This is a genomic window from Rhodococcus sp. 06-156-4 (assembly GCF_002259345.1).
GTDB classification, from domain to species: Bacteria; Actinomycetota; Actinomycetes; order Mycobacteriales; family Mycobacteriaceae; genus Rhodococcoides; species Rhodococcoides fascians_E.
In genome coordinates this window covers 15,611-38,284 of sequence record NZ_NPGB01000015.1, presented here as the reverse complement: position 1 = coordinate 38,284, position 22,674 = coordinate 15,611, and the positions used below count along the sequence as shown (strand labels likewise).

The window sequence follows — 22,674 nt, the reverse complement described above, 5'->3', positions numbered from 1 at the left end:
TGTCTCACATCCTGAAAACGCCGTAGGAGACCGGTTCGAGCGGTGCGTTGGCGCACGCCGACAATGCCAGTCCAAGAACAGTTCTGGTATCGGCCGGGTCGATTATGCCGTCGTCCCACAGCCTGGCCGTCGAGTAGTACGGGTTGCCCTGTGTCTCGTACTGGGCGCGAATCGGCGCTTTGAACGACTCCTGATCTTCTTCCGACCAGGGCTTGCCCGCGGCATCGAGTTGGTCGCTGCGCACGGTCGCCAACACCGACGCGGCCTGCTCGCCGCCCATGACGGAAATGCGCGCGTTGGGCCACATGAACAGGAAGCGGGGGGAGTAGGCGCGCCCGCACATCGAGTAGTTGCCTGCGCCGTACGATCCGCCGATCACGACGGTCAACTTCGGAACGCGGGCACACGCGACGGCAGTCACCATCTTGGCACCGTGTTTGGCGATTCCGCCCGCCTCGTAGTCGCGCCCGACCATGAAGCCGGAGAGGTTCTGCAGGAACACGAGTGGGATGCTGCGCTTGTCGCAGAGCTCGACGAAGTGGGCGCCCTTCATCGCCGATTCGGAGAAGAGAACACCGTTGTTGGCGACGATACCGACGGGATGACCGTGGATGTGCGCGAAGCCGGTGACGAGAGTCTTACCGTATTCGGCCTTGAACTCGTCGAACTCACCTGCGTCGACGACTCGGGTGATCACTTCGCGCACGTCGTACGGAGTTCGTGGGTCCGTGGGGACCACGTCGTACAACTCGTGCTGGTCTGCGATCGGTTCACGGGGCGTCACGATGTCCCACGGGCGCGGGGTGCGAGGTCCGAGCGTCGAGACGATCTTGCGCACTCGGTCCAGTGCGTCGCGATCGTCCTCGGCCAGATGGTCGGTGACACCGGAGACCTTGGAGTGCACGTCACCGCCGCCGAGCTCCTCGGCCGTGACGATCTCCCCGGTGGCCGCCTTGACCAAGGGCGGACCACCGAGAAAAATGGTTCCCTGATTCCTGACGATGACGGCCTCGTCGCTCATGGCCGGAACGTACGCGCCGCCGGCGGTGCACGACCCCATCACCGCAGCGATCTGCGCAATTCCCTTGGCGCTCATGGTGGCCTGATTGAAGAAGATGCGGCCGAAGTGGTCGCGGTCAGGAAACACCTCGTCCTGGCGGGGGAGAAACGCACCGCCGGAATCGACCAGATATATGCACGGCAGGGTGTTCTGCAGCGCGATCTCCTGGGCACGCAAGTGCTTCTTGACCGTCATCGGGTAGTACGTGCCGCCCTTGACCGTTGCGTCGTTGGCGATCACGACACACTCGCGCCCCGACACCCTGCCGATTCCCGCAATGACCCCTGCGCCCGGGCACTCGTCGTCGTACAGGCCGTTGGCTGCGAGCGGAGCGATCTCGAGGAAGGGGCTTCCCGGGTCGAGCAGTTCGTTCACGCGATCGCGGGGGAGCAGCTTGCCTCGGGCAACGTGACGTTCTCTCGACTTCTCGCTACCGCCGAGCGCGGCGCCGGCGAGGCGTTCGGAGAGTTCGGCGGTGAGGAGCTGGTGTTCTGCCCTGCTGGCGTTGGGTTCATGTGCCATGTGGTGCGCGCCTTCGGTCCGATCCTGCGAAACGAATGATTTCAGTTAACTAGAAATAACTGAACTTATAGTAAACTAGAATTAACCGAGTTGTCCAGGATGGGGAGGGGAATCGATGGCCGAACAGACCGTGGAAGGCGAGTCCAAGCCGGAAACGCTGCGCGAGCGCCGCAAGGCGGAACGGCGTGCGCAGCTACTCTCCGCGGCGGCCGAACTGTTCGCCGACCGCGGTTTCGCATCCGTGCGGCTCGAAGATCTGGGCGCTGCAGTGGGTGTCAGTGGGCCGGCCGTCTACCGGCACTTTCCCAACAAGGAGTCCGTTCTCGTGGAACTTCTCGTCGGAATTTCGGAGTACCTACTCGACGGTGGACGGCGAGTAGCAGAGCGCGAGCCTGCAGGTCGTACCGTGCTGGACGACCTGATCGAGTTCCACCTCGACTTCGCCTTCGAATCCCCGGCGCTCATTCGAATCCAGGACCGCGACCTGCAGAATTTGCCGGACGCAGCCCGGCGAAAGGTGCGCCGGATGCAGCGCGAATACGTTGAGCTATGGGTTGCCCAACTGAGGGCTCACGACACGAACCTCAGCGAAAGCGATGCTCGCACAAAAGCGCACGCGGTGTTCGGTTTGATCAACTCGACTCCCTACAGCGCCGGTCGCACGCGGTCCAAGAACGTCCGCCCGCTGCTGCGGGGAATGACCGTCGGCGCGCTCGGCATCGATCGCTGACGCGCAAGAATGCGGGCCGCTACTCCGGTTCGAATGTGTCGGACCGTAGCGGCATATCGGGATACATTTGAGGTGTGAGCACGGACAACTCTTCGGGATCCAAGCAGCAGCCCTTGCTCGTTCTGGGCAAGATCACCGAGATCCTCGACGCCTTCTCCTTCGATCGTCCGTCGTTGACACTGGGTGAAATCCAGCACGCCACCGGTCTTCCGACGTCGACGGTTCAGCGGCTGGTCACCAACCTGGTGCAACAGGGTTTTCTCGATCGAAGCGGCGACCGGATTCGGATCGGCGTGCGAATGTCCTACTGGGCCGCGACTGCCGCCAAGGACCTCGACGTGTTGTCCATCGTGACCCCGATCCTGAAGAACTTGCGGGACGAGACCACCGAGACGACGTGCTTTTTTCGAGCGGAACAGAACTATCGAGTGTGTGTCGCGTTGGCGGAGACGCGGCATCCCCTCCGGCGCGACATGTACGTGGGCAAGATCGCTCCGTTGAACGCGGGTTCTGCGGGGCGAGTGCTGCTTGCGTACGACGACGACTTGGCGGAAGAGATTCTGGCACAGGAACTTCAGCCGGTGACGGACCGAACGGTGACCGATACCGACATTCTTCGGGAACTGCTGCGGAAAACCAGATCCGACGGTTACGCCATCACGACGGGCGAGCGGGACACAGGAGCATCCGGATTGTCGGCCCCGGTGTTCAATTCCGCGGCCGACGTCATCGGCGCCGTGTTGATCAGTGGCCCGACACTCCGGATGCCTCTCTCGAAATGCGAGGAGTGGGTGGATCTGCTGGTCTCGCACGCCGAGCAGATCACCCGAACTCTCGGTGGTCGCTACCCGGCGTGAGTCCACGCTTCGGGGTTGACCGGGTGCGGAGGAAGGGAACCTCCGAACATTGCGGCGGCGTTCTCGGCGCACAATCTGGCCATTTCCGACCGCACCGACACCGTCGCGCTGCCCACATGCGGGAGTAGCACAGCGTTCGGGAGCTCCGCGAGACCCGGCGCAAGTGCAGGCTCGCGTTCGAACACATCCAGTCCTGCAGCGGCGATCGTTCGGTGTCCGAGTGCCTCCACGAGCGCGGCCTCGTCCACGACGGGTCCGCGCGCTGTGTTGATCAGAATCGCCGAGTCCTTCATCGCCTTCATCACGTCGGCGTCGACGAGGTGATGCGTCGCGTCGTTCAGCGGAACGTGAAGGGACAGAAAGTCACTTGTCGTCACCAGCTCGTCCCACGTCACGTGCTCGACGCGCCCGGCGAATTCACCGAGTTCGGCGTCGCTGACGTCTCGATCCGACGGTGGACGTGGGCAGAACTTGACCTGCATACCGAAACCGAGTGCACGCCGCGCCGTCGCGCGCGCAATCCGGCCGAAACCGGCGAGGCCGAGAACCCGCCCGGACACGTCCGTGCCGAGCATGAACTCGGGTGCCCAGCCGGTGAAGCCTCCGGATCGCACGAGGCTGTCCGCCTCCACCGCGCGGCGTGCCGTCGACAGCATGAGCAGCAACGCGATGTCTGCCGTCGAGTCGGTCAGCACACCAGGGGTGTTTCCGACGGTGATGCCGCGCGCGGTTGCCGCTGCCACGTCGATGTTGTCGAATCCGACTGCGTAATTGGATATTCCGGTGAGCTTGGCCGATTCCAGCAACTCGGCGTCGAATTTGTCGCGAAGTTGGGACACGACGACCGAATACTCACCCGACGCACATCGTTCGACGAGGCCCGCGTGATCGAGCGCGAGCACCTCGACCTCACCGGCTGCAGCCAGGATGTCCATGCCGGGAGCCGGGATGGGGGTCGTGACCAGAATCTTGCTCATATGACCCACTCGAATGCGTTGGCGGATCCGGTGCCCTCGGTGCGGGTGCCGCGACTCGAGCGTGCACCCTGAACGGTCTTGGACCGCATGGGTTCACCGAGCTCGGCAAGCAGTTTCTCCGATAGTTCGACCATGGTGGCGAGTTTATCGGGGTCGAACCAGTCCGGACGAGTGGCGAAGAGGATGTCCTCGGTCGAGGTGTTTCCGCTCGCACCGGGAGCGAACGGGCAACCCCCGAGACCGCCGAGGGACCCGTCGACCAGAGTGGCACCTGCAGTGATCGCGGCGAGCGTGTTCGCAACCCCGAGGCCCCACGTGTCGTGACCGTGATAGACGATGCGTCGCTGCGGGGACTCGGCAGCAACTCGCTGAACGAGCGATGTCACCTGAGCGGGAACGGCCTGTCCGAGAGTGTCACAGATGACGATGTCGACCGATCCGGCCGTTCTGTCGTCGTTGGCGATGGACAGTACGCGATCCTCGGGAACGTGGCCGTCGAACGGGCAGGTGAACGACGTGGCGATGCACAGTTCGATCTTGCCCCCGACCGACTCGGCGATCGCGGTGGCGTCGGGCATCGCGGCGATCGAGGTCTCCGTCGAACGGCCGATGTTGGCCTGATTGTGTGCATCCGACGCCGACAGACAGTACTGAAAATTACGTGCACCGGCCGCTGCGGCCTTCTCGACGTGGCGCGGCGTGGCGACCCACACCCAGCACCGCTCGAGCTCTTCCGGTGTCAGTTCGCCGATCAGCTCGAGTGTTCCCGCCATCGGGGGAACCTTGTCCGGTCTGGCGAGCGAGCCCAACTCGATCTCGGGCACACCGAGAGCGATGAGCTGTCGGGTGATGTCGAGCTTGCGTTCGACGGAGAGCAACTTGCCCGTCAGCTGGAGTCCGTCGCGCAACGTGACGTCGCGCAAGTGCGCTGTGGGAGTGAACGTGTACATCAGGCGCCTATCTCTTCGGATTCTCTACCCAGGAGGTTCTTCAGTACTTCTGCTGTGTGTTCGCCCAGCTCGGGGCCGACGGATCGGATCGGTAGCGACGTGTCGCCGATGACGGGAACGATGCCCACGAAACCGACGTCCGCCGGTTCACTGTCACCGGTGTCGACCTGAAAGTTCTGAATCATGTTGCGCGCGTTGTACTGCGCGTCTGCCACCACGTCGGCGGCAGTGTAGATCGGGCCGGACGGAACACCGGCAGCATCGAGGAGCTTCAGGGCGTCGTCACGAGAATGCAACCCGGTCCACGCACTGATCGCGGCGTCGAGCTCGTCGCGACGCTTCCATCTGCCGGCATTGGACTGGAGGTCGGGATCTGCGCCCAGGTCGGGTCGCTCGATGGTCTCCATGTAGCGCTGGAAGATCGCATCGCCGTTACCCGCGATGATGATGGAGTGACCGTCGTTGCACGGGTAGGCGTTCGACGGTGCGATGCCCTCCATGCGGCCTCCGACGCGTTCGCGTTCGACGCCGTAGGCAAGATAGTCCGGAATCAGGGATTCCATCATCGACAGGATGGATTCGTTCAGGGCCACGTCGATGGACCGTTGTGTCAGAGACAGAGTGGATTTCGCGGTCTGCCGTTGGAACAGGGCCATGACGCATCCGAACGCCGCGTAGAGACCTGCGATCGAATCGCCGATCGAGACTCCGACGCGCACCGGTGGTCGGTCGGGATCGCCGACGAGGTTGCGGAAACCCCCGTATGCCTCGGCAACTGCGGCGAATCCGGGACGCTCGGACATGGGTCCGGTCTGTCCGAATGCGGAGATCCTGGTGATGATGAGGTCGGGATTCTTGCGGCTGAGAACTTCCGGCGAGATTCCCCATTTTTCGAGCGTCCCTGGGCGGAAGTTCTCCAGAACGATGTCGCATTTCTCGGCGAGGTCGATGACGTCCTGCCGGCCCTGGTCGGTTCGAAGATCGAGAACGATGGACTTCTTGTTGCGATTGATCGTGCGGTAGAGCATCGAGGTGGTGCCGGAGTACAGACGCCAGTTGCGGAGTTCGTCGCCGGTGCCCGGTCGCTCGACCTTGATCACCTCGGCGCCGAAATCGGCCAGCATACGGGCAGCAGTCGGTGCGGCGATGTAGTTACCGAGCTCGAGTACCCGTACTCCGCTCAGTGGTAGGGCTTGGTCGGTCATGGTGTTCCTTTCGGTACTCGGCACTGCATTCTGGTCGTGTGCACGGTCCGTGCGGCTCGAGTCGGGTGTCACAGTACGAGGCTCATCGGCATGATCAGCAGGATGGCGATCACGGAGGCGACGGACACGCCGACCGAGCACGTCTTGAGCGTTCCGCGGGTGGTCTGGCCCATCAGTGACTGCAGTAGCCAGAAGGTGTTGCTCGTGACGTGAACCGCGAACAGTGAACCGGCGCCTGCCGCAAGAGCGATGAAGACGGGGTCTAGTCCGATCAGCGGCGCGACAGGGGCCAGGATTCCGGCCGAGGTGATGGCGGAGATCGTGACGGAGCCGACGGCGATGTGCAGTGCGGCAGCGATGACCCACACCATCAACAACGGCGCTGCGGTGCTCGCGGTGAAGTACTGCCCCAGAATCTCACCGAGTCCTGCCTCGTTGATGACTGCCGCCAACGATCCGCCGACACCGGTGAGGATGAGGATCTGCCCACTCTCGGCGAATCCTCGTGCCAACGCCTTCTCGACGCGCTTCTGCCCGACGTGGTACCGGCCGATCAGGCACGTACCGACGAGACCGAACAGCAGAGCGATGACCGGGCTCGCTACGAACTCCACGATGGGCTGGGAAAGTTCGGCGACTTCGAAGACCGCGCCGGTGGCGATCAGGAAAAGCGAGAGCAGCAACGGGGAGAGCAACACGATGAGGCGGGTCTGCTTTTCCGCACGCACCTTCTCGGCGACACCGACCGCGCCCGAGCCACCGTTTCCGGACGCACCGTCGTTCGACGTACCGCTGACGGAACCTCCTGCAGCGGGCGTTCCGCCCAGCTCGTCGTTCGTGTCCGCACCGTCGATGGGCCCGACCGTCTCGTCGATGACCGCGACCTGCTCCTCGTCCTTCTCCTCGTTCCACCAGCCGTGACGGAAGACGAACGACATGATCGCGACCGAGAGCACGACGACGGGGACGATGAGGATGAGTCCGTAGATCATCATCTTGCCGAGCGGCACACCGAGTAGGCCCGCAAGAGCCAGGGCGGCAACACCGGGAACCATGAACACGATGCCGCACTCGAGTGCGATGGCCAGCGCCGTGGCCATGCGGGCGGTGCCGTACTTACCGATCTTGGGTCCGAGGTTCCGGGCGAGTGGTGCAGAGATGACGAGCAGAACGTCCAGGAAGATGGATTGAAGTACGGTCGCGATCGTCAGCGACAACGCGTACGGCATCCGTTTCGGGCCGAAGATGCGCAGCAGTGTGCCCACCAGCCGTTGAATGGCGTTCATCTCCTGGAGCACGGAGCCCATGAGAACGCCGAATGCAATGAGCAGGCCGACTTCGGCCATGATTTCGCCGAAACCGCCGGCAATGGTGTCGACCGTCTTCTCGACGCCCAGCTTGGTGGCGAGGCCGAGGTAGGCGGCACCGAGGACGAGCGAAACGACGGGGTTGAAACGAAAGCGCACGATGAAGATAACGACCGCCAGCACTGCTATGGCGGTGTTGATCACGATCCACATGTCGGACATCGGTTGGTCTTCCCACGAGTTGTGAGTGGCGTCATGGAGGAAACTTGGCTGTGACGCGCCACACTGTCACCCACATTATGGGCATACATTTACTTCGTGAGCAAGCTTGGATTCGGCGGAGTTTGCAACACTCCTGGGGTGCGCTGGTAAGAGTCCAGAAGTGGTGCAGATATCGGCCGTGTGGGAGGAGCCCGCCCTCGCTCGCAGGCGCCTTCGATGTGTAGGGGTTGCCGGCTCACCCGTTCGGTGCCCGTTGTAGCTGTTTCAGGGGTTCGACGTGGTGCTCGATTCGGTTGAAACGTCTGCATGCTCGCGTTGCCGGACGAGAACAAGAACGATGACCGCACCGACGATGCCGAGCGCACCGGCGGTCGCGAAGGCGCTGCCGTAGTGGTCGCCCGCGACGATGACGCCGGTGACGGTCGGGACGGTGGTGAACAAAGACATGTCACGGAGGCTGACGCCTTGCGCGTCGACGAGATAGTCGGGGAACCACGTCATGAAGAAGAACAGGATGTAGTTGTAGCAGAACAGGGACAACGCGATTGCGAGCACGGAGGGCTGAACCACTGCCCGCCAGGCCGAGTGGCTCGCACCGGCAATTTCCTGCGCAGTGCGCTGCTCGATGCCGGCGTCCTTCCTGATCAATGCGAGCTCGGCGGCGTCGACCCGTGAACTGTCGCGCGGATCGTCCGTCGATGCGAGTTTCCATGCGATCGCCCACGTGAGACCGACGAAGGCGATGACCACGACGAAACTCGTCGAGCTCAGCTACGGGTGCACCTGCTGCACACTGCGGGAGGATCTCGTCGAGACCGTCGGAGCGCCGGCCCTCGAGCGCAGGTGGAGGTCCTGCCGCATCGGTGAATCCCAGGGCAACGAACTTCCCGTTTTCGGGCGGTCCGATGTTGTGGTCATCCAAGTACGACGCTGTCGTACTTGCCCTTCAGGCGTCCCTTGACGAGCTTGCCCGTCGGTGTGCGCGGGAGGTCCGAAGTGAAGACGATGTGACGCGGAACTTTGTACCGTGCCAACGAGTTTCGTGCCTCGCTCAGGATCGACTCGGCCAGTTCGTCGGAAGATTCGACACCGGGCAGCAACTGCACGACGGCGAGCACCTGCTCGCCCATTTCCGGGTCGGGTACGCCGATCACAGCAACATCGAGGATGCTCGGATGCGAGGCCAGGACGTTCTCGATCTCCTGCGGATAGATGTTCACCCCACCGGAGATGATCATGAACGTTGCACGATCGGTGAGGAACAGATAGCGATCCTCGTCGAGGTAGCCGACATCCCCTGTTGTGGACCAGTTCTCGTGCAGTGGGTGCTGTGCGCTCTTCGTCCTGGCAGGGTCGTTGTGATAGGCGAACGGCATGACGTCTCGTTCGAAATAGACGTCGCCGATTTCGCCGGGAGGCAGGACCTCGCCGTCAGGACCACAGATGCGCACTGTGCCCAGAAACCCGTCCTTACCGACCGAACCGGGCTTCTTCAGCCACTCCGCAGATGTGATGCTCGTCAATCCGGCCAGTTCGGTGGAGGAGTAGTACTCGACGAGAATCGGCCCCCACCACTCGATCATGGCGTGTTTGACGTCGACCGGGCAGGGCGCCGCTGCATGGATCGCCACCCGCAGCGTCGACAAGTCGTACTTCGCTCGGACCTCGTCGGGGAGTTTCAGCATACGAACTAACATTGTCGGCACCCACTGACTGTGCGTGACAGCGAACTTCTCGATGTAGGACAGTGCGCGCTCGGCATCGAACTTCCCCATCACGACGACCGTTCCGCCGAGAGCCTGTACCGCTGCGGCGGTGCGAAGGGGAGCAGCGTGGTAGAGAGGGGCCGGCGAGAGATAGACCGTCGACGAATCCACACTCCAGATCGTCGACGCCAACGCAGCCATCGTGTCTCCGGGTTCTTCGATCTGCCGATTCGGAAGTGACGGCTCGATCCCCTTGGGCTTGCCCGTGGTTCCGGAGGAGTACAGCATGTCCGCGCCGCGCGGCTGATCGGCCAAGGGTTCGTCCGACAGGTCGACGATCGCGTCGTCGAGGTCGTCGAACCCCGGAACCGGACCCCCGAAGGCCAAGCGGATGTCCACGCCGTCGACCAAGTCGGCAACCTTCGTGGCAGTGTCCCCGAGCGCAGCGGAGGTGATGACAGCGCGGGCTCCGCAGTCGTCGACTATGTACGCCATCTCGGCGGGGGTGAGATGACGGTTGACGGCAGTGATGTACAGACCTGACCGGAGCGCAGCCCAATACACTTCGAACACCCTGACCGTGTTGTCGCTGACGAGCGCAATGTGGTCGCCTACGCGAAGTCCGGCGTCGCGCAGATAGCGAGCAATGCGGACGGACTGGGATTCCAGTTCGGCAAACGTCACTGTCTCACCGGTTTCGGCCATGACTACAGCAGCTTTGCTCGGGTGGGTCGCAACGTGGGCCCCGGGATACATGGCATGCCTTTCGCTGAACAGAGAACGTTCGATCGATGCAACCGTATCAACGATCGGGGTCGCACTCCGCGAGTATCAAGGTCGAGGTTTGGAATTCAGACGTTGACACATAAATGCACCGCTGACAAACTAAACAGAAGTCGAACGATTGAACGGTCTGTTGTACCGTTGTAGTCGTGTGCAAGTCACTTCCGAGAGGTTCGTCAGATGGGCATTCGCACAGCACGCCAGTACCGAGAGGGGCTGCGAGACGGCCGTAACGTCGTGTACCAGGGCCAGAAGGTCGACGACGTCACGGCGTTCTCCGAGTTCGACACGGCGATCTCTCACTCGGGGCTTGCGTACGACATTGCGGAACTCGAACCCGATCTGGCCATCGCCGACGATGGACAGGGTCCGTACACCGCGTTCTATCGAGTACCACGTACCGCCGAGGACATCGAGCGTCGCGGGCGGCTGATCGAAAGTGTGTGCAAACTCGGCACTGGCACGATCGTCTTGAAGGAGGTCGGTAGCGACGCACTGTTCGGTCTCCTGCGGGCTCTGTCCGGGGAGGGATTGGAGAACGCCAAGGCGTTCTACGAGCATTGCTGCGCGAACGACGTCGCGATCGCGGTCGCACAGACCGACGTCAAGGGCGACCGGATGCTCGCACCACATCAGCAGGCCGATCCCGATCTGTACCTGCACATCGTCGACGAGGACGCCGAGACGATCACGGTTCGTGGCGCGAAGGTGCACACCTCCTTCTCCGCGAACGCAGACGAAATCCTGGTCCTGCCCACGCGCGCAATGGGTCCCGCGGACGCGGACTATGCACTCAGCTTCGCTGTGCCGGTGGACACACCCGGGCTCACCCTGTACGTCTCGCCCTACCTGCACGGAGACAGGGACGAGTTCACCCACCCGCTCTCCTCCAAGCACAAGCTCCTGGAGAGCCTGACCGTCTTCGACGACGTTCGGGTCCCGAAGAACCGCGTGTTCCTCGCTCGGCAACCCGAACTGGCAGGTCCGCTTGCGATCGCATTCGTCGACTACCACCGGTACACCGCCATCAATTACAAGTTGCCTCTGCTCGACCTGCTCGTCGGATCGGCGACAATGGTCGCCGAGGCCAACGGAATCTCCAAGGCCGGTCACGTGAAAAGCAAGTTGACCGAGCTGATTTCGTACACAGAAACCGTTCGTGGCTTCGGCCAACTCGCCGCGATCCGGTCGACACAGGGCGACAACGGCGTTCAGCTGCCCGACCCTCTCGCTGTGAACATGGCCAAGTATCACTTCGCACATGGATTCCATGCGGCGACCGCAGCGGTTCTCGACCTCGCAGGCGGACTGGTGGCCACAGGGCCCGGCGCGGGCGACTGGGCAGACCCCGACACCCGCAAGGTCCTCGAGAAGTACTTCGCGGCAGCAGTTCCGGCCGAGCAAAGACTTCGGCTGATCAATCTGATCGGCGATCTCTGCACCGGCAGCTGGGGTGGGTACCAGTCGGTACTCGCTACCCATGCAGAAGGTTCGGCCGAGGCCGAAAAGATGCAGATTGCACGGTCCTTCGACGCATCCAGAGCTCGGGGCTACGTGTCCGAGCTTCTCGGCTTCTGATATTCGATCAACTCCAGCGAGGAATTCCCATGAGCACAGCAGTCATCGTCGATGTCATCCGCACACCGTCGGGCAAGGGCAAGCCCGGCGGTTCGCTGTCATCGGTACACCCGGCCACCCTTCTCGCCGATCTGTTGGCGGAGCTGGTTCGCAAGCACGATCTCGACCCGGCTCTCGTCGACGACGTCATCGCAGGCTGCGTCACCCAGTCCGGCGAGCAGGCCGTGAACATCGCTCGTACCGCTGTTCTTGCTGCCGGATTTCCCGAATCCGTACCGGCCACCACCATCGATCGCCAGTGCGGTTCCAGCCAGCAGGCCGCAGCATTCGCAGCTCAAGGCGTCGCCGCGGGTGCGTACGACATCGTCATCGCCTGCGGTGTGGAGTCGATGAGCCGAGCCCCGATGTTCTCGAACGTCGGGGGCGCCGATCCCAACGTGGGACCGTTGAAGGCACGATTCCCCGAGGGGCTCGTGTCACAGGGCATCGGAGCCGAACTGATCGCAGCACGGTGGAAGTTCGGTCGTGAGGAACTGGACGCGTACGCAGCCCGCTCGCATCGGCTCGCGTCGCAGGCAGCCGAGCGCCTGCAGGCAGACCAGATCGTGCCTGTCAGGACCACGGACGCATTAGGAAACGACATATTGGTGAGCGTCGACGAGACCGTCCGATCGTCCACTACTGCAGAGTCGTTGGCATCGCTTCGTCCGGTGTTCCGCACCGACGAGATGTCCGCCCGGTTCCCGGAGATCGACTGGTCGATCACCGCCGGAAACTCCTCGCCACTGACCGACGGCGCGTCGGCGGCCCTCATCATGAGCGAGGAGAAGGCGTCGGCGCTCGGGTTGACCCCCCGCGCTCGGTTCCACAGCTTCAGCGTCGCAGGTAGTGATCCGCTCCTGATGCTGACCGGTCCGATTCCGGCAACCGAGAAGATTCTCGCCAAGTCGGGTCTGACGCTCGACCGGATCGACGCGTACGAGGTCAACGAAGCGTTCGCGCCGGTTCCGTTGCTGTGGCAGAGCCACTTCGACACCGATCCCGAGCGCTTGAACCCCGCAGGCGGCGCGATCGCGCTCGGGCATCCCCTCGGAGCGTCCGGCGGTCGACTTCTGGCCTCGATGCTGACCTACCTGGAGCACACGGGCGGTCGGTACGGCCTGCAGACCATGTGCGAAGGCGGCGGCATGGCCAACGCGACGATCATCGAACGAATCTGACGGAGGAACATCATGAGCGACCTACGCTTCGACGGACTCACCGCGGTGATGTCCGGTGGCAGCCGCGGAATCGGCTTGGCCATCGCCACACAGCTGGCGAAGGGTGGTGCCAACCTGGTCCTGCTGGCCAAGACCGACAACCCGGACCCCCGGCTTCCCGGGACCATTCACTCCGCCGTCGAACAGATCGAGGCCGCAGGCGGGAAGGCCGTCGGAGTCGTCGGAGACGTGCGCATCGACGCCGACGTTCAGCGAGCTGCCCAGACCGCGATGGACACGTTCGGCGGAATCGATTTCTGCATCAACAATGCGAGCGTGCTGAATCTCGCGAAGACAGAGGACCTGCCGCTCAAACGGTTCGACCTCATTCAGCAGGTCAACGTGCGCGGGACGTTTGCGCTGACGCAGGCGTGCCTTCCGCACCTGAAGAAGTCCGATTCCGCGCAGGTTCTGACGCTGTCTCCACCGATGAACATGTCGAACGAATGGTTGGGCAAACATCCCGGGTACATGCTCGGAAAATACGGAATGACCCTGCTTGCACTCGGTTTCGCCGCCGAGTTCGCCGAGTTCGGTATTGCAAGCAACTGCCTGTGGCCCGAGACCACGATCGCAACCGCTGCCGTCAAGAACCTGCTGGGCGGAGAAGAAGGCACTTCGCACGCGCGCGATCCGCAGATCATGGCGGATGCAGCGGCGCTGCTGCTGGCCCACCGCCCGAGCCGCCGAACGGGACGAACGACCATCGATGTCGACGTGCTGGCCGAGGCCGGAGTCACGGACCTGCAGCAGTACGGGGGAGTCGAACCACTCGACTACGACATCTTCGTCGATCCACGCTGACATCGCCGCGGTCCGACCGGACTGCTTCCCCCGCCCGTGCACGATCCGAACCAGTACTCATGACGGAACACACTCGTCGTGGACACAGAACAGGAGCTTTTCGTTGAAGACCGACAACATCACCGCATTGGTCACGGGAGGTGCGTCCGGTCTCGGACTGGCCACCACCGAGGCGCTCGTGGCTGCAGGAGCTCATGTGGGCATCCTCGACCTGCCGGGATCACCCGGTGAGGCCGTCGCGCAAGCACACGCGGGTTCCGTCACGTTCCTTCCCGGAGACGTGACTTCGACCGAGGACGTGTCGCAGGCACTGGACGTACTGTCGGAGCAGGGACCGCTCCGAGTCGTGGTGAACTGCGCAGGCGTCGGCCCTCCCGGAAAGGTCCTCGGCAAGAACGGCCCGCTTCCCCTCGAGGACTTCGAACGTATCGTTCGGATCAACCTGTTCGGCACGTTCAACGTCATTCGCCTTGCAGCAGAGAGGATTGCGGCCACCGACAGTGTCGACGGCGAGCGGGGCGTCATCGTGAACACTGCGTCCGTGGCGGCGTTCGACGGCCAGATCGGTCAGCCTGCCTACGCGGCATCCAAGGGCGGCATCGTGTCGATGGCTCTCCCCATCGCCCGTGAGCTCGCGCGTCACCAGATCCGTGTCGCGACCATCGCACCGGGAATCTTCGACACACCTCTGCTGAAGACGCTGCCGGAAGACGCACGGGCATCTCTCGGTGCGCAGGTGCCACACCCGTCGCGGCTGGGTGACCCGGACGAGTTCGGTGCGCTCGTACGCCACATCGTCGAGAACCCGATGCTGAACGGTGAGGTCATCCGATTGGACGGCGCCATCCGTATGGCACCACGATGACCGACGCGATCGTCGACGAGCCGGTGATTTACTCGACAGACGGCGCGCTTGCTCGCATCCGTCTCTCGCGCGGCGCCGCGTCCAACTCCATCGATACGGATCTGGCCGAGGCGTTCGAACGAGCAGTCGAGAATGTCGCCGCGGACCCGTCGGTCCGCGTGGTCCTGCTGAGCGGAGACGGCAAGAACTTCTGCGCCGGTGGCGACGTACGGCAGATGGCGGCGGCGGAGGACACTCCCGGATTTCTACGCGATCTGGCCGGTGTGGTTCACCGGGCACTGGCGAAGCTCGACACGCTGCCGGTCATCGTCGTTGCTGCCGTGCAGGGTTCGGCCGCGGGTGCAGGGCTCGGCCTCGTTCTCGCTTCCGATTTCGTCGTCGCCGGGCCGTCGAGCAAGTTCGCCGCGGCGTACTCGGGCGTGGGTCTGTCTCCGGATTGCGGAGTGTCCGCGCTGCTGCCGGCGGTCGTGGGCGCACGCAATGCCGCTCGGATGTTGCTGACATCCCGCGTCGTCTCCGCCCAGGAAGCGCTCGACACGGGCCTGATCACCGACCTCGTGGACGATTCCGACATCACCACCCGCGCAGAAGAACTGGCGGCAACCCTCGTTGCCGGCGCCCATCCGGCACTCGGTGAAACACGGCGGCTGATGCGCAAGGCAATGACGTCGTCGTATCAGGAGCATCTGGACGACGAAGCCGAGACGATCGCCAGGGTCGGTACGTCCGACGATGCCCAAGGCCGTATCGGCCGTTTCGCCGGCAGATGATCGATCCGGCACGGTGCGGGGTGCCAGAACGAGGGGATCAACCGCAGAACAGGTGGACCCGGCACCGCTGTTCAGTGCTGGTGAACGGCAGTGGGTTGGTAGGCTGAACGCATGACCAGTGCAGAATCGTCGACCAGTCCCGGCGCGTATGTCGGTGCCCGGGTCAGGGACATGCGTACTCAGCAGGGGATATCCCTCCGGGAGCTGGCGCGCCGGCTGGACCTGAGCCCGGCTACCATCACGGCTCTCGAGACCGGTCGAACCACGATGAGCATCGATCGTTTGCACGCTATCGCGACTGTCCTCGACATCGCGCCCGGCGATCTGTTCACGGGCGCCCCAGCAGCGTCCGGCAGCGCGAACTCGAACGCTGCTGGAGATCGGCCCCCGAACTGGCGTGAGTACGGTGAGCTCGACATGGACGTCGTGCTGCGAGCTGCGGTGGCGTGCATCGTGCGGAAGGGATACGAGGGCTCTTCCATTCGCGACATAGCCGAGGAAGCGAACTCGAGTGTATCCGCTCTCTACCACTATTACCCGAGTAAACAGGCAATGCTCGTAGCCATCTTCGAGCTCACGATGACCGACCTCCTACGTCGTGTCACCGCCGCCCGTGACGAGGTGGAAGGAGATTCTCCGATCAGTCGATTCGCCCGGCTGATCGAGAGCCTGACGCTATATCACAGTTACCGCAAGGAGCTCGGATTCATCGGGTCCAGTGAAATGCGTAGTCTCGAGGACTCCAATTACTCGCGCATCGCAGCCAAACGCGTCGAGGTCCAGCGCATGGTGGATGCCGAGGTCTACGCGGGGGTGGAGCAGGGGTTGTTCGGCACCACAAGGCCGCGTGAGGCCGCACGCGCCGTCGTGGCGATGTGCGTCGCCGTGGCCCAGTGGTTCGACACCGCGCGCAACGAGCGACCGGAGGACGTCGCAGCCGCATACATCGAGTTCGCATTGGACCTGGTCAAGCACTGATCGAAAGGTCTTAGTCTCACCAACCATAGGACAGAAAAGATGACTTCGCAGACATCCCGCAGTTCGGTGCTCGTCAGCGTCGAGGAACTCGGTCGTGCCGCGTCGGCGGACGGACTCGTCGTGGTTCTCGACGTGCGGTGGGCACTCGGACGAAGCGACGGCCACGAGCTGTACCGGCAGTCGCACATACCGGGCGCAGTCTACGTGGACCTGGACACCGAACTCGCCGGGAATGCGGGGCCGGAAGCAGGGCGGCACCCGTTGCCGGACATCGCCGATCTTCAGGCGTCCGCCCGTCGGTGGGGATTGGACAACGGAGACGACGTCGTCGTGTACGACGCGGGTCCGACTACGTCGGCGGCGCGGGCGTGGTGGCTACTGAGGTGGGCCGGGGTCGCGAACGTGCGGATCCTCGACGGCGGTTTCGCTGCGTGGACCCGATCGCATCGTCCAGTCGAATCGGGCGAGGCATCGGTCGAATCCGGCAACGTGACGCTGAGTGCAGGCAGCCTCACAACGGTGGATGCCGATGGCGCGGCACGGTTCGCCGAGTCGGGCCGACTTGTGGACGCACGCGCAGCCGAACGCTTTCGAGGCGAGGTCGAACCGGTGGATCCGAAGGCCGGTCACATTCCAGGCGCGAAGAATTTCCCGACCAGCGCTCTGCTGGCGGAGGACGGGACATTTCTTGCCGACGACGAGCTTCGATCGGCGCTGACCGACCACGTGGGGGACGGCACCGACGTTGCCGCTGTGTACTGCGGATCTGGAGTCACCGCCGCTCATGTGATCGCGGGCTTGAACATTCTGGGCATGGAGGCGGCCCTGTACCCGGGTTCGTGGTCCCAGTGGTCGAACGACTCGACCCGATCTGTCGCGATCGGACCGGCGTCGGCCGCCGAATTGCGTCGCGAGTGAGTGCACCGCCGACGCGCATTTTCATCTGAACGTTTGTACATTTGAACTTCCGTACGAACGAAGAAGGTAGATGAACACACGTTTCGGACATCGCTGCGCCGCGGGAGCGGTCTGCATCCTCGCGCTCGCGTCCTGCGGTGCGCCCACCGGTTCGACAAATGTGTCGTCGGAGGGGGGCATCGTCCTCGCCGACGGGTATCAACTCGGTGGCTACAACCCGATCGCGGGTTACGGCTCCGCAGGCGAGGCCAAGATGTACGACGGGCTCCTACGCCTGGATGGCACACCAGGTCTCCCTGGGTTCACACCTGCTCTCGCCACCGAGATCCCTACAGCCAACGCGGATGCGACGGTGTGGACGGTGCCGCTGCGCGGCGGCGTCACGTTCTCCGACGGCTCGGAATTCGATGCCGCCGACGTGGTGGCAACCTACCGTGCGATCCTCGACCCGGCATCGGCTTCGGAAGCGCGGTCGTCGTTCGACATGATCAGCGACGTCGTTGCAGTGGACGACAGTACGGTCGAGTTCCGTCTCGCCTATCCGTACTCGGCGCTGCCCACGAAACTGCTGATCGGCATAGTTCCCTCGGAATCGGTGGCCACGCCGGGGCTTGCTGCGGAATCGAGCCTCAACACCGCGCCGATCGGCACCGGACCCTACACTCTCGTCGACCTGACACCGGACCGCGCGATATTCGAGGCGAACGAGAAGTACTTCGGTGGCGCGCCCGAGGTGAAGAAATTGACCCTGCTGTACGTGCCGGACGACAACACGCGCGCCCAACGCATGGCGGCCGGGGAGATCGACGGTACGAACCTTCCTCCACTGCTCGCCGAGTCGATCGGCGGGCGCGACGGAATGTCGCTGGCGTCCAACACTTCCGCGGACTGGCGCGGGGTGTCCCTCCCGACGGACAATCCGGTGGCGGGGGACGAGGCCGTGCGGATGGCGTTGAACCTCGCGGTGAATCGGCAATCGATGGTCGACGGCATCCTGGGTGGGTTCGGGCGGCCGGCGGCTACGCCGATCCCGGAGGTCTACGGTGACGCGTACGAACCGTCGGCGGTGTTCTCGTACGACCCCGGGAGTGCGGCGCGTGTCCTCGACGGCGCGGGGTGGCGGCTCGGCGCGGACGGGGTGCGCGCCAGGAACGGTACCCGCGCGGCGTTCACGGTGATGTACAACTCGACGGACACAGTACGTCGAGACCTTGCTCAGGCCTTCGCGTCCGACGCATCGGCGGTCGGTATCGACGTGAGTCTGGAGGCGTTGTCCTGGGACCGGATCGATCCCAGGATTTCGTACGACGGGACACTCCTCGGCGGTGGTTCCGAACCGTACGACCCGGACACGCAGGCATACAACGCGTTGAACTCCGTGTTTCTTCGCCCCGATGTCGGCAGCGTGTACGACAACGCGAGCGATTACTCGAACGCGAACGTCGATGCTGCGTTGGAGCGGGGGCGTCGAAGTCTGGACACCGCGGAGCGTGACCGTGCCTACCGCGACATGCAGCGAGCCTACGTCGAGGATCCGGGGTACGTGTACTTGGTGTTTCTCGATCACACCTACGTCGCGAAGGACTCGGACTGGACAGTGTCGGGCCCGATTCTGGAGCCGCACTCTCACGGCGTCACGTGGGGACCATGGTGGTCCTTGCAGACCTGGACGACAACACCGTGACCTCCACACTGCTTCGGCGACGGGTGACGGCTCGGCGGGATCGCCACGCCCGACGGCGTTCGATCGTCGCCATGGTGCGTAGGCGACTGCTGTTCGTGGTGCCGGTCTGCGTGGCCGTGTCGGTCGGGCTGTTCGCGGCTGCGGCGGCGTCGCCGTTCGATCCTCTCGTGGCATACCTGGGTGTGCGGTACACCACGACATCGGAGGCGGACAAGGCTGTCCTCACCGAACAACTCGGTCTGGACCGTTCGTGGTACGACGCGTACGGACAGTGGGTACAGGGCGTGTTCACCGGCGATCTGGGAACGTCGAGATCGTTCGGACAACCAGTGACTCAGGTGGTGGTGGAGCGCGTCCCGTGGACTCTGCTGCTCGCAGGACTCGGTCTGCTGCTTGCCGCGACCCTTGCGCTGGTGCTCGGCGTCCTTGCCGGTAGTCGTCGCGGAGGATGGCTCGACCGCGTGACGACCGGAGTCTGCCTAGCTGTGCAAGGAGTGCCGCCGTACGTGCTGTCTCTCGGCGCGATTGCGCTGTTCGCGCTCGGACTGGGATGGCTACCGGTAGCAGGACTCACCGAGGCGGGTGCCGACCCGACTCCTGTCGGAGTGCTCGAACACCTCGCGCTTCCGGTGTCGGTGCTCGCCCTGTCACAGCTACCGTGGTTGCTGCTGGCGGTGCGCGAATCGGTATCGACCTCTCGTGGTGAGGACTTCGTGGCGGGCGCTGTCGCGCGAGGAATTCCGGGCCGGACGGTCACGACTCGGCATATCGTCCCGGCCTCACTCGCCCCGTTCGTCAACGTCGTGGGAGCCCGATTACCGGAGCTCGTCGTCGGAGCCGTACTCGTCGAGGAAGTGTTCTCGTGGCCCGGCATCGCAGGCGCCCTCGTTCAGTCCGCGCGGGATCTCGACATGGCGTTGCTGGCCGTTCTGACGGTCGGTACGACCGTTGCGGTCATGCTCGGCTCCCTGATCGCCGACGTGTCCGCAGCCGTGTTGGATCCCCGGGTGAACACCGATGGCTAGGCGACGCTCGGTCGTCGCTGTCGCCGTTCTCTCGCTCCTCGCGCTGTACGCCGTCGGCGTTCCCTGGTTGTCCGGCGTCGACGATCGCATCACCGATTTCGAGCAAGCAAGGTTGGCGCCATCGTTCTCGCACTGGTTCGGTACCGATTCGGCAGGCCGAGATCTGTTCGTACGCAGCGCAAGCGCGATACGGACGTCCCTCCTGATCGCCGCGTCGTGCGCGGTGCTCGCCACGCTGATCGGGACTGCCGTCGGTGCAGCGGCCGGACTCCGTGGTGGCTGGTTCGACCGGGTCGTCATGCGGGGCACCGACGCCGTCAATGCGCTCCCGCATCTGCTGCTCGGTATCGTCATCGTCGCGATGTTCCGAGGCAGTGCGACCGCGGTGATGCTGTCGATCGCACTCACACATTGGACGCAGGTCGCTCGCATCGTTCGATCGGAGATACTCGGACTGAGGGGCAGGCCCTACATCGACGCCGCCATCCTCGCCGGCGCGAGTCGACGTCACGTCACAGTGCGGCATCTGCTGCCTGCGGTGATGCCGCAAGCCCTGATCGCTGTCGTACTCCTGTTGCCTCACGCGATCTGGCACGAGTCGACGTTGTCGTTCCTGGGCTTCGGACTTCCACCGCACCAGCCGAGCCTCGGAACTCTGTTGTCCGAAGCGAGAAGCTCGTTGCTCCTCGGAGGATGGTGGACACTGGTGTTTCCGGCGGGAATTCTCGTGCTCGCAACGATGTCCGTGGCGCTGGCGGGCTCGGCCTTGCGCTCGTCGATCGCACCACCCGTGCCATCGGAGCTGCGGTTGTGAGCGCTCTGACGATCGAGAATCTGACCGTCAGGATTCCGGTGCGCGGCGGTGGCGTCGTGCACGCGGCCAGCAACGTGGACCTCTCGGTCGAACGGGGTACCATCACGGCGCTTGTCGGCGAATCCGGCTGTGGCAAATCGATTCTCGCGTCTGCCGTGATGTCGATGCTCCCGAGGGAATCGTCGGTGACGGGCTCGATTTCGGTCAGGACCGACACCCGGACGGTCGACGTGTTCACCGACAAGTCCTTCCGCGGACGGGACGTTGCACTGATTCCGCAGTCGGCTTCGTCCTATCTGACCCCGGTACGGACAGCGCGCTCACAACTGAACGAAACGATTCGGGTGCTCGGGTCCACCCACACCGCGGACGACTTGGCCCTTCGAGTCGGGTTGGACCCGGCGGCGCTGGACTGCCATCCACACGAGTTGTCCGGGGGCATGGCGCAACGGGTCGCGATTGCCGGGGCGCTCGTCGGGGATCCCTCGGTGATCGTCGCCGACGAACCGACGGCCAACCTCGACACCGAACTCGCCGATCGCGTGCTGGCACTGCTGCGTCGGTCGGCGGACAACGGTGCCGCCGTCCTGCTCATCACCCACGACCTGTCGTCCCTCCTCAGATCGTCCGTCGCCGATCGAGTCGCCGTCATGTACGCGTCGCGCATCATGGAAACGGGTCCAGCTCGGTCCGTGCTCGACGATCCGTTGCACGACTACACCCGCGACCTCCTGAACGCCCTTCCGTCCCGTGGCCTGAACCCGATGCCGGGAATACCGCCGCAGCTGACCGACCTGCCCGACGAGTGCGTGTACCACCTCCGACGACCGGACACGATGTTCTCGGGTGGACCGACGAAGCTGATCACCGTCGGGGCCAGGTCCTACAGAACGAAGGCGACATCATGAGCCTCGACGCATCGGATATCACGGCCGCGTACCCCGGCACGAACGATGTACTCGTCCGGCAGTCCTTGTCGGTGCCTGCCGGCGAACTCGTCGGTCTCGCGGGACCGTCCGGATCCGGCAAATCCACCATGGCGCGAGTCCTCGCGCTACTTCTCGCGCCGCGCGAAGGTGTCGTCTGCATCGACGGCGTGGACGTGAGCGGGGTGGGGTTCTCCGTCCCACCCGATGTGCGGCGGAAGGTTGCGCTGCTCTTCCAATCTCCGCGATCGGCGACCGATCCACGCATGACGTTGCGGTCGATCATCGAGCAACCCGCTGTGATCGCGCGTCGTGCCGCGGATGTCGACGAGCTCGCCGACAGTGTCGGATTGACCACCGACCTCCTGGCCAGGAAGCCTCACCAGGTCAGCGACGGTCAACTTCAACGTGCTTGCGTGGCAAGAGCTCTCGCGCAGAAACCGAAGTATCTGATCTGCGACGAGGCCACGGCCATGCTCGATGCAGCGACGACCGCTGCGATCGTCCGCTTGATCCAAGGGAATGCGGACGCGGCCGGCATGGGTGTGTTGATGATCAGTCACGACGTCGAACTCCTGTCTGCGATCGGCGCCGACACCACGTTCATCGGGAGCTGAAGACGAAGTGGCCCGAGGATTGTGATTCGCCGGCAACCAGAGCTGCCGGGAAGGTGGTAGCGCTTTAGAGCACTCTCGGACGCCACGTGGTTGACCGTCGACCGGTGTAGCCCTAGT

General features: G+C 63.9%; 22 protein-coding genes. 15 read left to right on the top strand and 7 right to left on the bottom strand.

Features of this window, described 5'->3' with window-relative positions; all coding sequences use genetic code 11:
• Window positions 1-4: 4 nt before the first annotated feature.
• Window positions 5-1,582: a carboxyl transferase domain-containing protein gene (locus CH290_RS09560; RefSeq protein WP_033188751.1), complete on the bottom strand. Its 1,578-nt coding sequence runs from the start codon at window positions 1,580-1,582 to the stop codon at window positions 5-7.
• Window positions 1,583-1,697: 115 nt separating this feature from the next.
• On the opposite strand from CH290_RS09560, the gene CH290_RS09555 reads away from it, so the two are divergent.
• On the top strand, window positions 1,698-2,312 hold the full coding sequence (locus tag CH290_RS09555; protein ID WP_019667756.1) for an SACE_7040 family transcriptional regulator: 615 nt from the start codon (window positions 1,698-1,700) through the stop codon (window positions 2,310-2,312).
• Between the two features lie 74 nt (window positions 2,313-2,386).
• Entirely contained in the window at window positions 2,387-3,169 is a 783-nt protein-coding gene (locus CH290_RS09550; RefSeq protein WP_033188750.1) for an IclR family transcriptional regulator, read from the top strand.
• On the opposite strand, the gene CH290_RS09545 is transcribed toward CH290_RS09550, so the two are convergent.
• The 5 genes from CH290_RS09545 to CH290_RS30685 form a co-directional block, all read right to left on the bottom strand.
• A complete protein-coding gene (locus tag CH290_RS09545) occupies window positions 3,157-4,146 on the bottom strand; it encodes a 2-hydroxyacid dehydrogenase (RefSeq protein WP_019667754.1) in 990 nt (329 codons plus the stop codon). The two genes, CH290_RS09550 and CH290_RS09545, sit on opposite strands and share 13 nt — an antisense overlap.
• Complete coding sequence (locus CH290_RS09540) at window positions 4,143-5,096, bottom strand: hydroxymethylglutaryl-CoA lyase-like TIM-barrel protein (protein WP_019667753.1); 954 nt, start codon at window positions 5,094-5,096, stop codon at window positions 4,143-4,145. Before CH290_RS09540 ends, CH290_RS09545 begins: the two co-directional genes overlap by 4 nt.
• Window positions 5,096-6,301: a CaiB/BaiF CoA transferase family protein gene (locus CH290_RS09535; protein ID WP_026348238.1), complete on the bottom strand. Its 1,206-nt coding sequence runs from the start codon at window positions 6,299-6,301 to the stop codon at window positions 5,096-5,098. The genes CH290_RS09540 and CH290_RS09535 overlap by 1 nt, the downstream gene beginning before the upstream one ends.
• Before the next feature lie 68 nt (window positions 6,302-6,369).
• The gene (locus CH290_RS09530; RefSeq protein WP_033188749.1) at window positions 6,370-7,830 is read right to left on the bottom strand and encodes a GntP family permease; all 1,461 of its coding nucleotides are present in this window, start codon (window positions 7,828-7,830) and stop codon (window positions 6,370-6,372) included.
• Between the two features lie 264 nt (window positions 7,831-8,094).
• Entirely contained in the window at window positions 8,095-8,580 is a 486-nt protein-coding gene (locus CH290_RS30685; protein ID WP_033188748.1) for an MFS transporter, read from the bottom strand.
• On the opposite strand from CH290_RS30685, the gene CH290_RS31115 reads away from it, so the two are divergent.
• Window positions 8,573-8,791, top strand: coding sequence for a GTP-binding protein (locus CH290_RS31115; protein WP_371828577.1), 219 nt, complete (start codon window positions 8,573-8,575; stop codon window positions 8,789-8,791). The two genes, CH290_RS30685 and CH290_RS31115, sit on opposite strands and share 8 nt — an antisense overlap.
• On the opposite strand, the gene CH290_RS09520 is transcribed toward CH290_RS31115, so the two are convergent.
• Window positions 8,745-10,292 (bottom strand): acyl-CoA synthetase, encoded by a 1,548-nt coding sequence (locus tag CH290_RS09520; RefSeq protein ID WP_020113277.1) that lies wholly within the window; start codon window positions 10,290-10,292, stop codon window positions 8,745-8,747. The two genes, CH290_RS31115 and CH290_RS09520, sit on opposite strands and share 47 nt — an antisense overlap.
• A 207-nt stretch (window positions 10,293-10,499) precedes the next feature.
• Between CH290_RS09520 and CH290_RS09515 the strand changes: the two genes are divergently transcribed.
• From CH290_RS09515 to CH290_RS09460, 12 genes are all read left to right on the top strand, one after another.
• Window positions 10,500-11,897: a 4-hydroxyphenylacetate 3-hydroxylase N-terminal domain-containing protein gene (locus tag CH290_RS09515; RefSeq protein ID WP_019667747.1), complete on the top strand. Its 1,398-nt coding sequence runs from the start codon at window positions 10,500-10,502 to the stop codon at window positions 11,895-11,897.
• Window positions 11,898-11,926: 29 nt separating this feature from the next.
• The gene (locus tag CH290_RS09510; RefSeq protein ID WP_033188747.1) at window positions 11,927-13,117 is read left to right on the top strand and encodes a thiolase family protein; all 1,191 of its coding nucleotides are present in this window, start codon (window positions 11,927-11,929) and stop codon (window positions 13,115-13,117) included.
• 12 nt (window positions 13,118-13,129) lie between these two features.
• The gene (locus CH290_RS09505; protein ID WP_033188746.1) at window positions 13,130-13,960 is read left to right on the top strand and encodes an SDR family oxidoreductase; all 831 of its coding nucleotides are present in this window, start codon (window positions 13,130-13,132) and stop codon (window positions 13,958-13,960) included.
• Window positions 13,961-14,063: 103 nt separating this feature from the next.
• Entirely contained in the window at window positions 14,064-14,825 is a 762-nt protein-coding gene (locus tag CH290_RS09500) for a 3-hydroxyacyl-CoA dehydrogenase (protein WP_020113280.1), read from the top strand.
• Window positions 14,822-15,595: an enoyl-CoA hydratase/isomerase family protein gene (locus CH290_RS09495; RefSeq protein ID WP_033188745.1), complete on the top strand. Its 774-nt coding sequence runs from the start codon at window positions 14,822-14,824 to the stop codon at window positions 15,593-15,595. The genes CH290_RS09500 and CH290_RS09495 overlap by 4 nt, the downstream gene beginning before the upstream one ends.
• Window positions 15,596-15,706: 111 nt before the next feature.
• Window positions 15,707-16,573, top strand: coding sequence for a TetR-type transcription factor C-terminal domain-containing protein (locus tag CH290_RS09490; protein WP_019667742.1), 867 nt, complete (start codon window positions 15,707-15,709; stop codon window positions 16,571-16,573).
• A gap of 39 nt (window positions 16,574-16,612) precedes the next feature.
• Complete coding sequence (locus CH290_RS09485) at window positions 16,613-17,491, top strand: sulfurtransferase (protein ID WP_033188744.1); 879 nt, start codon at window positions 16,613-16,615, stop codon at window positions 17,489-17,491.
• A 70-nt stretch (window positions 17,492-17,561) separates the two neighbouring features.
• Entirely contained in the window at window positions 17,562-19,175 is a 1,614-nt protein-coding gene (locus CH290_RS09480) for an ABC transporter substrate-binding protein (protein WP_020113283.1), read from the top strand.
• Entirely contained in the window at window positions 19,130-20,200 is a 1,071-nt protein-coding gene (locus tag CH290_RS09475) for an ABC transporter permease (RefSeq protein WP_020113284.1), read from the top strand. The genes CH290_RS09480 and CH290_RS09475 overlap by 46 nt, the downstream gene beginning before the upstream one ends.
• Window positions 20,193-21,014, top strand: a complete 822-nt coding sequence (locus tag CH290_RS09470) for an ABC transporter permease (protein ID WP_033188743.1) — start codon at window positions 20,193-20,195, stop codon at window positions 21,012-21,014. Before CH290_RS09475 ends, CH290_RS09470 begins: the two co-directional genes overlap by 8 nt.
• Window positions 21,011-21,922, top strand: a complete 912-nt coding sequence (locus CH290_RS09465; RefSeq protein WP_033188742.1) for an ABC transporter ATP-binding protein — start codon at window positions 21,011-21,013, stop codon at window positions 21,920-21,922. Before CH290_RS09470 ends, CH290_RS09465 begins: the two co-directional genes overlap by 4 nt.
• The gene (locus CH290_RS09460; RefSeq protein ID WP_033188741.1) at window positions 21,919-22,557 is read left to right on the top strand and encodes an ABC transporter ATP-binding protein; all 639 of its coding nucleotides are present in this window, start codon (window positions 21,919-21,921) and stop codon (window positions 22,555-22,557) included. Before CH290_RS09465 ends, CH290_RS09460 begins: the two co-directional genes overlap by 4 nt.
• The last annotated feature ends 117 nt before the right edge of the window (window positions 22,558-22,674 follow it).